The 12,749-nt window shown below is 43.2% G+C and carries 8 protein-coding genes; 3 read left to right on the top strand and 5 right to left on the bottom strand.

Going from position 1 to position 12,749, the window contains the following annotated elements:
* The first annotated feature begins 143 nt into the window (after nucleotides 1–143).
* The 3 genes from B9Y69_RS08195 to B9Y69_RS08205 are packed head-to-tail and all read left to right on the top strand — an operon-like array spanning nucleotide 144 to nucleotide 3,213.
* The gene (locus B9Y69_RS08195; RefSeq protein ID WP_085472443.1) at nucleotides 144–1,229 is read left to right on the top strand and encodes a zinc-binding dehydrogenase; all 1,086 of its coding nucleotides are present in this window, start codon (nucleotides 144–146) and stop codon (nucleotides 1,227–1,229) included.
* Nucleotides 1,230–1,235: 6 nt separating this feature from the next.
* On the top strand, nucleotides 1,236–2,486 hold the full coding sequence (locus B9Y69_RS08200; RefSeq protein ID WP_234991144.1) for an MFS transporter: 1,251 nt from the start codon (nucleotides 1,236–1,238) through the stop codon (nucleotides 2,484–2,486).
* Nucleotides 2,479–3,213 (top strand): HAD family hydrolase, encoded by a 735-nt coding sequence (locus B9Y69_RS08205; protein WP_085472444.1) that lies wholly within the window; start codon nucleotides 2,479–2,481, stop codon nucleotides 3,211–3,213. The genes B9Y69_RS08200 and B9Y69_RS08205 overlap by 8 nt, the downstream gene beginning before the upstream one ends.
* A gap of 186 nt (nucleotides 3,214–3,399) precedes the next feature.
* On the opposite strand, the gene B9Y69_RS08210 is transcribed toward B9Y69_RS08205, so the two are convergent.
* The 5 genes from B9Y69_RS08210 to B9Y69_RS08230 form a co-directional block, all read right to left on the bottom strand.
* Nucleotides 3,400–4,830, bottom strand: coding sequence for a c-type cytochrome domain-containing protein (locus B9Y69_RS08210; RefSeq protein WP_085472445.1), 1,431 nt, complete (start codon nucleotides 4,828–4,830; stop codon nucleotides 3,400–3,402).
* Nucleotides 4,830–5,708 (bottom strand): sugar phosphate isomerase/epimerase family protein, encoded by an 879-nt coding sequence (locus B9Y69_RS08215; RefSeq protein ID WP_085472446.1) that lies wholly within the window; start codon nucleotides 5,706–5,708, stop codon nucleotides 4,830–4,832. The genes B9Y69_RS08210 and B9Y69_RS08215 overlap by 1 nt, the downstream gene beginning before the upstream one ends.
* Before the next feature lie 10 nt (nucleotides 5,709–5,718).
* The gene (locus tag B9Y69_RS08220; protein ID WP_234991145.1) at nucleotides 5,719–7,206 is read right to left on the bottom strand and encodes a DUF1501 domain-containing protein; all 1,488 of its coding nucleotides are present in this window, start codon (nucleotides 7,204–7,206) and stop codon (nucleotides 5,719–5,721) included.
* Between the two features lie 16 nt (nucleotides 7,207–7,222).
* Nucleotides 7,223–9,976: a DUF1553 domain-containing protein gene (locus tag B9Y69_RS08225; protein ID WP_085472448.1), complete on the bottom strand. Its 2,754-nt coding sequence runs from the start codon at nucleotides 9,974–9,976 to the stop codon at nucleotides 7,223–7,225.
* 220 nt (nucleotides 9,977–10,196) lie between these two features.
* Nucleotides 10,197–12,443 carry an alpha-L-fucosidase gene (locus B9Y69_RS08230; RefSeq protein ID WP_085472449.1) on the bottom strand — a complete coding sequence of 749 codons (2,247 nt, stop codon included), beginning with the start codon at nucleotides 12,441–12,443 and terminating at the stop codon, nucleotides 10,197–10,199.
* Nucleotides 12,444–12,749: the final 306 nt, after the last annotated feature.

Consider the following 12,749-nt stretch of genomic DNA (forward strand, 5'->3'; position numbering starts at 1 on the left):
AGATAACCAAATTATTAAGTCTCCTTATATTAACTTTACGATAACATCGGGTTTAAAATTTAACAAAAACTTAATCTCAATAAAATATAGCATAAATAAACATTGTTTAGTATTGCATAACTTTTATATCTTTACTAGACAGAATGGAAACAACAGGAACATATTACGTATTCGACCGGGCAAATACCCCGCTTAGAAAACAAATAACGACTTTACCTTCGCTAGCAGATAGTGAAATTTTGGTGCGTATCTCATATGCTGCTTTATGTGGTAGTGATCTCCACACGTACTGTGGTTTGCGTCAAGAGCCCTGTCCTACCATTCTTGGACACGAAATCGTTGGTACAATTGCGGCTATATCACCAACACATCCCGGTAAAGATGCACGTGGTGTTCCGCTTAAGGTTGGCGACTTAATTACCTGGACCGTATTTTCTAGCGACCCAAACAGTAAAGAATACCAGACCGAAACACCACAAAAAAACAGTAACATCTATAAATATGGGCATCGGCAAATTACAGAGACTGATAATTTCCACGGAGGTTTGGCGACTCATATTATACTTCGGAAGTATACCTATATCCGGATCCTTCCATCAGATTTCCCACAAGCTATTGCAGCGACAATAAACTGTGCCATAGCCACTTCCGCAGGAGCCATTCGACTAGCGGGATCGCTCTCCGGAAAAACAGTCCATGTGGCAGGTATAGGATTGTTAGGCTTAACGACGATAGCCATGTGCAAGGAGCTCGGAGCTGATGTTATTATCGCCTCTGATATTGACGAGAATCGTCTTACGCTGGCCAAAGAATTTGGTGCTACACATACCGTCAACAATAAACTATCCGATCCATCCCCCTTATTCAGCGAGCATCCCGTAGATCGATTCATTGATATGAGCGGTTCGCCGCAGGCTATGGAAAATGGTGTGGATAGCTTGACCTTATACGGCCGAGCAGTATTTGTCGGCGCTGTTTTCAAACAGCCAAAAATCGGCATTAGCGCAGAGCAGGTGATTCGAAAGATGTTGACCATCCAAGGACTTCATAACTATAACTATGCAGACTTTGATTTCGCTGTAGACTTTATTTTAGCACATGTAAAAAAGTATCCTTTTGCCTCCCTTATTGAGCAGGATTTTCCACTCGATGAAGCAAATGAAGCCTTTCACTTTGCGTTGCAGAAGAAACCTATTCGCACGGGCATATACATCCCAAAAGCACAGTAAACAAACATGGAAACCAATAAATTATTTCGAAAAGATCAATGGACGATGCTTTTCGCCACCATGTTTTGTTATTTATTCTTTTATACAGGCCGTCACAATTTCGGATGGGCGGCAAAGGGAATGTCGGCTGAACTGGGCATAAACTTTGAACAAATCGGTTGGATTAGCTTCTCCATGTTACTTGGCTATGCATTAGGACAGCTTATCAATGGAAACCTGGCAGACCGACTACAGCCTAAAATGATGATATTAACGGGTGGCACTCTATCGATTTGCTGCAATCTAGCGATAAGTTTTTCATCATCATACGAGTCTATTCTTGTTCTTTGGACTTTAAATGGCTATTTCCAGTCAATGGCCTGGGGAGCAGGCAGTAAATTGATTGCAAACTGGTGGGGGCCCGCTGAGCGGGGGCGAGCGTTTGGTTTTTACACCATGGCCGCAGGAAGCTCCTCGGTATTAACGTTCTTAATGGCTTTGCTCCTTGTACAGCAAGATCAAAGCTGGCGCACCCTATTTAGATATCCTATACTTTTTTTACTTGCGGCCTTGGTTGTCTTTCTCCTTATTGCATACAGTCACCCACGTCTAAAAGGTTACGACCTAAAAACACATAGCAGCGCAAAAGATCAAGAAGAGAAAATTGGATGGAAAGATGCATACAAAAGAGTCTTTCAAACAAAAAGTTTTATGATCGCCTCACTCGCGATCGGCTTCCAAAGTATGGCTCGATATGGGCTCATTTTCTGGGTCCCAATCCATTTTCTTGGCAGCAACTACAAAGAGTCTAATGGAAATCTGTGGCTTACTTTATTGATTCCCATTGGCATGGCATTCGGAGCTGTTTCATTCGGTTACATTTCGGATATTCTATTTCGTAAAAATAGAAGTAAATCGATTCGTGCGGGGATGCTAATCAGTTGCGGTTTAGCGTTCCTCATCTACCTCACCCCGATCCACAACCATGTGCTTATCGGAACCCTCATGTTTGCCTCAGGTTTCTTTGTCTATGGGCCCCAAGCTAACTTCTGGACCTTTAGCCCCGATCTATTAGGCACTCAACTCGTAGGGACCGGAACTGGCGTTATGAACATGTTTGCCTATGTCTTCGCGGCAATAGGAGAGCCACTTTTTGGAAAACTTATTGACCACACCGGGAACACCAACAACATTTTTCTGCTGGTTGCGGTCATCTGTTTGACCTGTGCTATTATCATTTCATTTGTAAAACATAAAGAATCTATACATCATGAGTAAAATTAAATTAGCCGTCTTTGATATGGCCGGAACCACCGTACGTGATGAACGTGAAGTTGAAAAGTGTTTCTTTGAAGCTATTCAAGCGACAAACCTATCCATCTCAACAGAAAAGATAAACAGTATGATGGGGTGGTCTAAAATACTCGTTTTTGAGACCATTTGGAGAGAAGAATTAGGTGAAGATCACCCCGAATATTCCGCTAAGGTGAAAGCCTCTTACGATTTTTTTTGTAACACGTTAGAAGCACACTACAATACCCATGGCGCACAACCGTATGACGGTGTTCTGGACGTTTTCGAATTTTGCCGTAGCCAAGGCATTAAAATCGCGCTAACCACCGGATTCTACCGTAAGGTAACCGACATTATCCTAGCAAAACTCGGATGGGATAAAGGTTTGGATGGATCGTATATGAGCCTTATCAATACACCGGAAAATATCATCAACTGTTCCATCGCTAGTTCAGACGTTAAAAATGGACGACCTGCTCCCGAAATGATTCAATTAGCCATGGCAAAATGTCTGATTGACGACCCTAAAAGCGTCATTAACTTAGGAGATACACCATCAGACCTACAATCTGCAGCAAGTGCAGGCGTATTGTACTCCGTAGGTTCTTTATATGGTACACATACCGAAGCCGAACTGGCGTCATACAAATTCGATCAGCTAATCAATCAACCTAAAGAAATGATCGAAATAATTCGTCGTTTAAACGACTAATTAAAACGTATAAGAAGGTATCTAAAAACGCTTCTTTTTGCGATCCTCCGGAACCGCTCCAGATAAGGTCGGCGGTCGAAGGATAAGTAACACTTTTGGCAATAAATTGTGTGTTTCGACGAGCCTGCCTACCGCAGGCATGCTCAACATAACAATTTATTGCCTTTTTGGATACCTTCCTAACGTTTAATATTGAATTGTATCTGAAACTAGAAAAGGGAGTTGATATTTCCCGGAATCGACATAAGCTTCCACATGACTCTTTCGCAACCCTTCAATTCCCACAGGTGTTATCTTTGTTTGGTATGCATATACTTTTTTAAGACTTTTAATCTCCGCCAAATAATCTAACCCGGCGTCACTAATATTTGTCGCGAATAGATTTATATACGCGAGTGAAGGACTACTTTTCAGTTGTTTTAGGCCTTCATCCGATATCTTGGTATGTTCCAAGTGTAATTTTCGGAGATACGGCATTTTTGTCATACTCGCTAAATCTTGATCTTTAATTGCCGTTTTACCCAACTTCAACTGTACGATATGTTCTTTTATATGCAACAAATCAGTCATATCTTTCGCAGAAAACTCGGGATAATTTATAGCATTAATTACCACATAATTGCTATTTGCAGCTACAGGCAACACCTTTATGCCTCTTGCTTGAAGACTTTTCACTAGATCTTCAGGTAACGTCGGAGCTTCGGGTAGCTCGGCATACTCCATCGTAAGTTCAGCTGCTTTACCTTTTTCCAGGTTAGCCAAGACTTGTTTCATTTCCGCTGGCTGTTGCATGGTACTTACCTTTCCAGAGAAACTTGCTCCTTGCGCTATCCACCAGCCAATGAGTTTAATCTGATCACCCGATATTGGCGTTCTCCCTTTGGGGGGCATCCGTCCTTCATGCCCCTCTGGCAGCACTAATCGCGCATACAGTTCGCTCTCCGTCATCTTACCCGCCAGCAGCACCTTGCCTCCATCGCCCCCCGTAAGAATAGCCTCCTTCGAATGCAGTGCCAAACCTCCTTCTTTCTTACGTTCCCCATGACAGCTTTGACACCGTTGCTTCAAGATCGGGGCAACGATAGCTTCATACACCAAAGCTTCTTGAACGTTTTCAATGGGTGCCAGTTCCACGTCTGCAACTTTATACCCTAAAAAATCCTTTACCGCCGTAGGCAAAGCATCCGTAAAATAACCAGCTCCATGTGTTAACGTCCCTCCAAAATGTCCTGTCACTCCTACGAGCAGCATCAACACGCTAAACACGGCAAATCGATATCGCTTAACCCGACCTTCGGTTGCAGCGACACGATAAAGCCTATATAAGAATATGGAAATCACCGCAACGGCTATTCCAAGCCATTGATGAAAGCCCAATATCTTCACATCATAACCACCACGTAACGATAGTAAATATCCCGTGATCGCGGCTACGAACGCGGCGATACTCCCTAAAAGTAAAACAAACGGAATGGCCGGTTGTATAGATTGATACTTTTCCTGTCGGCCAAAAAGAGCCATACAAAAAGCAACCACTAACATACCTATCGGCAAATGCACAAATATCGGATGGGATCGCCCGATAAACTCCCTTAGTTCCTCCAAAAACAGTTCCATTAGTTATATCGTGCTCTCAAAATTTTTAACATCGCTACATTAATATTCCACTGACTGGCGACAGGTTGCTGGGTATAGGGTAAAGTAGGCAGATAACCCGCTGGCCCGAACTCCGTAGTTATCGTCAACACCTTTTGTCCCTTTTCTCTATGAATGCGGACCACTTCATCCCACCATGCAAGGTGCTGCTCCAGCGTACTCTTCCATTCTGGTGCCATAGGATCGTTAACCTGCGGTCCCTGCGGATGACCAACACGGGCATGAATATGCCCTGTTCGCTGTAGTGCCTGCTCCATCGTCTCTTTCTGATCCGAAAGTAAGGACTCATGAACATTACACCAATGCGAAATATCCAAGGCAAGACGCAGCTTCGGAAGTTGATCTAAGAACGTTTTTGTAACATGTGCGGCAAAGCTAAACCGCCCACGATGCGTCTCGTGGTAAACAGGCAAATCATATTTTTCACTCAGTTTTGTTGCTTCATCAATTAGCTTTTTGTTCTCTTCAAAGGTATAATAGTCTTTCCCTGTATGACAGTTAACATAATCGGGCTTCATAGCTAACGCCGTCTCTAAGTTTTTGGAAAAACTAACGAGATATTCACTGTAGGTTCGACCTCCACCCCCACTCAACAAACCTAAGGATAAGTCATGTTTTTTTAGTGCCGCTTTCATGTCACGGAGTTCAGACTCCGAACCGGGCAACCAGGTTTCAATGCCATCAAATCCGGCATCTTTTACCTTCGCACAAAAGCTATCCCACGGCTCTGCCATTCCCCAGTTGGTGCAATAGATTTTGACTTTCAATCGGTCTTGATTCTGCGCACTACTTGTCATGCACAAGAACAACATCAAGAGTATAATAAAGGAATATTTCATTGATTATTTTTTAAACAACAGCACTAATTAAATTTCCTTCCACGTCGGTTAAACGGAACGGACGCCCTTGAAAATCATAGGTAAACTTCTCATGATCAAAACCAAGCAAATGAAGCATGGTAGCATGTACATCATGCACCGAGGCTCTTCCTGACACGCCAGTAAAACCAATCTCATCCGTTTCACCATACGTAATCCCGGGCTTTACCCCTCCTCCTGCCATCCAAATGGTGTACGCATCGGTATGGTGATCGCGACCTAGAAACGGCATATCACTATTATCGCGATTCTCTTGCATCGGTGTACGTCCAAACTCACCGCCCCAGACCACAAGTGTTTCCTCCAAAAGGCCCCGCTGTTTGAGATCCATAAGTAACGCCGTCATGGGACGATCGATTTCACGACACTTATTCCGAAAACCCAGATCAATCGATGTGGAAGAATCGGTACCATGACTATCCCATCCCCAATCAAAAAGTTGAACGAAACGAACACCTTGCTCAACAAGTTTACGTGCCAACAAACAGTTATTTGCAAAAGATTCTTGTCCTGGTTGTGTACCATACAGCTCATGGATATATTCGGGTTCGCTGCTTATATCCATCACTTCCGGTACTGCAACCTGCATCTTATATGCCATTTCATACTGCGCGATACGCGATAAGGTTTCCGGATCTTTATAGGTATTATACTCCTCTTTATTAACTTCATTGATCGCATCGATTGCCTGCTTCTTTAAATCTCTTCCCATACCCTCTGGATCGGCAATATATAATACAGGATCGCCTTTAGATCGACATTGCACACCTTGATAAACGGATGGTAAAAAGCCGGATCCCCAAACACTTTTTCCCGCATCAGGTGTTTTTCCGCCCGAAGTGAGGACGACAAAACCGGGCAAATTGCTATTCTCTGAACCAAGACCATAAGTAACCCACGAACCAATGCTTGGTCGACCTAAACGTGCGCTCCCCGTATGCATAAAAAGTTGCGCTGGCCCGTGATTAAACTGGTCCGTATGGATTGCTTTTAAAAAGCTTACATCATCGGCAACCTGACTGAAATGTGGCAAGTGATCCGAAATCCAAGCCCCACTTTGCCCATATTGCTTAAAAGTTGCTTGCGGACCTAACATCTTAGGTACACCCCGAATAAATGCAAATGTCTTTCCCGCAAGCAAGGATTCCGGACAGGGCTGATTATGTAATTTATGCAGCGTCGGTTTATAATCAAACAGCTCCAGTTGTGAAGGTGCTCCTGCCATATGCAGATAAATCACGCTCTTCGCTTTTCCGGGGAAGTGGGGTGCCCGTGGGATCAACGGATTGAGTGCATTCAGATCAAAAGCATCTCCACCTCCCATAGTATTTCCACCGCAACTGGCCAAAAAGCTTCCTAAGGCGATACTCCCGATACCCGCTACACAATCTTTTAGGAAATGGCGGCGCGTAACCGCTTGTAACTGCTGCCGCTCAAGCTCCTTAAACAACTTATCCATGTTTTTCATCGCTCGCTTATGATTTGGTTAAAAATTCATCTAAGTTCAACAGGGCATTCGCCACCACCATAAATGCCGCCTTTGGAATTAACTTCTCCTTAGACAGGCCACGAGAATCATCTCCAAAGAACAAGGCCGCTGCTTCGGGTCTTTTCCCAAAATCTTTTACCGCATTTGCGTACAGCTTTTCCAACGCTTGGACTTTTTCCGTAGTGGGCGTCTTCAGCATGATACGTTTATACCCTGCCTCGACAGCACGTTTGGTATCTCCATTTCCATCTTGTTCCATCAATTGCGACAGATCTTTGGCCGCCTCCAGATATACCGGATCATTCAGTGTTGTGAGCGCCTGCAATGGCGTATTTGTACGGATACGATCCACCAAACAAACCTCTCTGCTGGATGCATCAAAGGAAATAAAAGAAGGATACGGACTGGTTCGCTTCAAGAAGGTATAAATTCCACGCCGGTATTGATCCTCCCCTTCGCTTTTCGTCCAGGATTCTCCACTAGATACTGTCATCCAAACCCCATCTGGTTGAAAAGGCATAACCGAAGGACCATACATTTTCTGGCTCAGCAAACCGCTTACTGCCAATGTTTGATCACGAATCTGTTCCGCTGATAACCGAAACCGAGGACCACGGGCGAAATACATATTTTCTGGATCCTTTTGCGCATCCTTCGTCTGCATATTCGAAGATTGTTTGTATGTTGAAGAAAGGACTATTTCTCTTATCAGACCTTTTACTTGCCACTTCTTGGCCTGCATAAAATCAAAAGCGAGATAATCCAAAAGCGCCCGATGAATCGGCGGATTACTTTGCGTTCCCATATCCCCTAGCGGCTCCACCAAACCTCGCCCAAATAATTGTGCCCAGACCCGATTAACCAAGGTACGCGCCGTTAACGGGTTCTCTTCGCTCGCAATCCACTTCGCAAAACCCAGTCTGTTATTAGGCTCGCCTTTCGGAAAGTCATTCAATATAGCAGGCACGGCCGGAGTGACTTCTTTGCCTGGCGTCAATCTATTCCCGCGTTCAAAAATATGGGTCTTCCGTTTCATCTCTTCGGGATTCTCAATCATAACGGGTACGGACTCTGGGTGGGTATTGATTAAGCTCAAAAAAGTCTGTTGCATCTTTAATTGCTCTTGTCCCGGTGGCAATGCCTCCCGAAAAGCAAACCACTCGATCATACAGACAGGTTGATCTTTTCCAGCTGTTGCATTTTTAAAAACCAAATAAAGATCACCTCTACCTTGCGCAACGTCGGTCAAATCAAACACCACCGCTTGTCGACCATTCGTAGGCGCTAACTCCGTGTGTAGTACCACAGGTCCATGGAGGTCGCCTTTACGTATTTCCATAAAGCCTCCCGACAGAGAAGTCCAGTAGTTTAAGTACAATTGTTTTTTTCCGGTCAGTGTCACATCACGCAGTCTCGCACTGCCTCCATGCCGCACCCCCAGCCATTTGGTATCATAGAGCGCCGCATTAACTAGTTTATCGCTATAATGTGCATGAATCTTTGGCTCCAAGGTATGCAGAAACAAGTCGGCAGAATGCCGTAGATCCTTGGCCCCACTGTGCCCTAACCAATTTTTAATACTATCCACTCGCTTTTCATCCTCGGCTTTATAGAACCGCAACTTCGGATGATCGCCTTGTGTATCTTCGTCACGGGTATTATTGAAATAAGCAACTGATTTATAATACTCTTCAAATTTAAACGGATCATACGTATGACTGTGACATTGTACACATTCAAATGTTGTACTGAGCCATACCTGATATGTGGTATTAACCCGATCCAGTACAGATGCCACACGAAATTCTTCACTATCTGTTCCTCCTTCATCATTGTTCATGGTATTACGATGAAAAGCTGTAGCAATTAACTGATCCTTAGAAGGATCCGGGAGCAAATCACCGGCCAACTGCTCAATGGTAAATTGGTCAAAAGGCATGTCTTTATTAAAAGCTTTGATCACCCAATCCCGGTAAGCCCAAATCTGTCTTGATCCATCTTTTTCATATCCCTTCGTGTCCGCATACCGGGCCATATCCAACCACCAGGCAGCCCATTTTTCGCCATATTGACTACGTGTCAACAAGCTATCAACGCGACGCTCATAAGCATCATCCCGATCGTCGTTCACGAAAGCGTCGACTTCAGCGAGCGTAGGCGGTACACCAATTAAATCTAAATACACCCTGCGCAAAAGCGTTGGCTTGTCCGCTTCTTCGGCAAAGGAAACTTTTTTTTCATCGAATTTATCTTGAACAAAATAATCTATGTTATTGCTGATTCCGGTGGGATTCATCCCCAACAATCGGGCAAAAGAAAAAGGCTTGGGTACCGTCACTTCTTCCGGCAAGGTATAAGCCCAATGCTCGCCCCACTTGGCCCCTTCATCAATCCATCGTTTCAGAATATCAATCTCCTCAGGAGCTAGTGCAGGTGCATTGTAAGGCATCCTCAACTCTGGATCATCACTCAACAAGCGCTTGTAAAACTCACTGTGTTCAGCATCCCCTTTAATAATCGCCGGTTTTCCAGATTCCGCTTTTGCAAAAGCTTCATTTTCAAAAAGCAAACTAAAACCACCGCTTTTCTTCACCCCGCCATGACAAGAAATACAATGCTTATTCAAGATAGGTTTTACATCAGCGCTAAAATCAACTGGCGTCTCACTTTGCACGAAAAAAAATCCAGCAAAAACAACCAGAATTGAAATTATAACAATAACTAAAACTCGTTTTTTCATTCTTTTTATAATTGGTCAAAGGCTTACCTATCCATTTTTCCCTAAACACCACTGCCGTGTCAATTTCAAAAAACCAACACATTATCATAAATAGATAAGGTTTAATTCACGATGTTTAGTAATGCTAAAAATAGTTTATAATTTCTTTATAAACTAACACTGGATTAACAAGATTCCTAAACTATTTTACCTGAACAGCGCTAAAAAGGTCATAATATCACTATGGATAAAAGTCCAGCTCTGCCATACTCAATGAATTTCCGTTCCCCGTAATTTCTGTCGACACTAAACGAACATAACGAGCTCTTACTTTACCTGAAAACACATGTTTTCGTTTCGAAGGGTCATTAATCAGATTTCCGAACTCGAAACTCCCCGTCTCACTCCACACCTTACCATCAACACTGGTAAACAACTTTCCTTTAGCCATCATACCTTCGGGGTGTTTTCGTTGTGGCGTATAGCTAAAAGCCGAAAAATCGCACATAGCACCTAAATCTATTTCAATTGATTGCGTTGCTCCAGTCGCGGAAGAATGCCAATATGTGTCAGGATCCTCATCAATAGCCATTGCGGCTGTTGCCTTTGCACGTTCGCTACTGTTGGAAATCACCTTCCATTGTTTTTTGGCAAAACCGATTGTCTCATCGACCATCGGACCTAACATACCTGCTCCATCCACAGCAACCGCTTTAATACGCGATGCTTGCGGTACAAATGCGCCTGTATATTGTTGCGACTTCGATGTAGGGTTTGTTCCATCCTCGGTATAATAAATAGTAAAGCTAGATTGTTGGTTGGCAACCGCATCCTCACCGTGTGGCTTCCATCCGAATTCATGTCGCTGTGGAGCGATCGTTACCTGCCCATTAACATCTTTTCGGATCGCCAACTGAGGAGGTCTTACTGGCACATAAAAAGCTCCTATATTTGACAAAACAGGAATAGCCCTGCTCTCAGAAACCCGCACCCTAAACTTACTTCCCTCAATTACCGGAAAACGTAAGATCCTTTTATACCCGACATTGGTTCCTTCCGCAACTTGTTCCCATTTCCCATCTCTCCAAACATCGAGAGCATGTTTTTCAATACGCTCCCCATGTGTCTGGATTGCCTCTTGAAGCACAAAACGATTAATCCGAATCGGCTTCTTCGTCACGAACTCGATATGACCTCGATCCAACACAAAAGTGGTCGATAGATTACTTCTAAGTTTCAGTTGTAACTGTATCGCTTCCTCAAGCAAATTAGTCGAATAACCTTCCTTAATCCGCTGTCCAACTTCGGTCAGCACTTCTACATCTTCTGCGGAAAAAAGTCCATCCCGATTTGGCGGAATATTTAAGAGAAACGTTGAATTTCCACCCACCGAACGCTCATAGATATCAAACACATCATCAGCACTACGCACCTTTTGATATACATCATCTCGGTAAAACCAGCCCTCTCGAATTGAAGTATTGGTTTCTGCTTGTTGATAATGTAGATATTTTGCCGTATATAATTGTGCTCGACTACCTAGATCATCCTCCGTTAAGTCCCGGAAACCTTCTAAATTATGAGGATCGGCATCATAAGGTATAACATTCCATTCCGTCTTACGGGTTCCGCCAGCCTCATTACCGCACCAACGAATGTCTTCTTTACCAAAAATAACCGCCTCGGGCGCTAGGGTATGAATTAATGTGCGCCAGGCCGCGTAATTGTACTTTTGCCCACCTTTTGTTTTTGGATGTGCACCATCAAACCAAACCTCATGTACAGGACCATACTCCGTAAGTAATTCAAACAATTGATTTAAGAAGTATTCATTGTAGTCATCGACATCGAATTCAAAAGTCTTTTTATTTTGAAAAGAGCGCCCTTCAACACGTCGGGGAATAGTTCGTTTACTATACGTACTCAAATTTCCATACAATCCCTTCTCGTTTTCAATTTGGAACAAATCTGCTGGGGATAAATAAATCCCAAGTTTCAACCCATACTTTTGACAAGACTGTGAAAGATCCTTTAAAATATCTCCCTTTCCTTGCCGAAAACCTGTTGACATAATACCATGATCTGTATACCGGCTCTGCCACAGCACAAAACCATCGTGATGTTTTACTGTTAGAATCACTTTTTTCATTCCCGCATCCCTCATGGTAGCGCACCATTGATCGGTGTCCAGATTTTTTAAATCAAAAATACGAGGGTCTTCTTTTCCATTTCCCCACTCCATTTTGGTAAATGTATTCGGTCCAAAATGAATAAAGGCGATAAATTCATCTTGTAATGCGGCATACTGCTTACTCGTAGGCACTACACGAACGGCCTTTGCCAAAATATCTTGTTCGGTATCTCCCTTAGAAATAGCATAGGTGTTTTTTACAGGAAGAACAGTCTGTGAGCCGGACTGTTGTGCAAAAAGTGGGCTTGCTATCAATCCACTAAAAGCGGCCAGCAATAATCGATTACAACGTGTCATTTTAAATACGGGCTATGGTTTAAATTCGGAAAGATAGAAGATAATGGATAACAAGACCTAAACTATATTATCGCATATTAAGACTATATTATCTAACAGCAATTAACCTTGCTATGCTTCCTAAATTCGTGAAATACATCCCGATACCAGATACGCCAGTAAATTAAAGTAGATAAAAAGGCCAACGGCAAAAACTAATTGATACAAAAATTGGTTTACTTAATAAGAGTAAATTTAATTAATGATTAACGGCAAATATGTCCGTAAAAAACAATAACTTTACCATATTCGAGTTTTTATAGATAG

Origin of the sequence: Sphingobacterium psychroaquaticum (genome assembly GCF_900177625.1) — a bacterium.
Taxonomy (GTDB): Bacteria; Bacteroidota; Bacteroidia; order Sphingobacteriales; family Sphingobacteriaceae; genus Sphingobacterium; species Sphingobacterium psychroaquaticum.

What these genes read in the sequence shown, in the direction of transcription:
- B9Y69_RS08230 (WP_085472449.1), bottom strand. Translation starts at nt 12,443, where the DNA reads ATGACACGTTGTAATCGATTATTGCTGGCCGCTTTTAGTGGATTGATA.
- B9Y69_RS08200 (WP_234991144.1), top strand. Translation starts at nt 1,236, where the DNA reads ATGGAAACCAATAAATTATTTCGAAAAGATCAATGGACGATGCTTTTC.
- B9Y69_RS08210 (WP_085472445.1), bottom strand. Translation starts at nt 4,830, where the DNA reads ATGGAACTGTTTTTGGAGGAACTAAGGGAGTTTATCGGGCGATCCCAT.
- B9Y69_RS08225 (WP_085472448.1), bottom strand. Translation starts at nt 9,976, where the DNA reads ATGAAAAAACGAGTTTTAGTTATTGTTATAATTTCAATTCTGGTTGTT.
- B9Y69_RS08220 (WP_234991145.1), bottom strand. Translation starts at nt 7,206, where the DNA reads ATGGATAAGTTGTTTAAGGAGCTTGAGCGGCAGCAGTTACAAGCGGTT.
- B9Y69_RS08215 (WP_085472446.1), bottom strand. Translation starts at nt 5,708, where the DNA reads ATGAAATATTCCTTTATTATACTCTTGATGTTGTTCTTGTGCATGACA.
- B9Y69_RS08205 (WP_085472444.1), top strand. Translation starts at nt 2,479, where the DNA reads ATGAGTAAAATTAAATTAGCCGTCTTTGATATGGCCGGAACCACCGTA.
- B9Y69_RS08195 (WP_085472443.1), top strand. Translation starts at nt 144, where the DNA reads ATGGAAACAACAGGAACATATTACGTATTCGACCGGGCAAATACCCCG.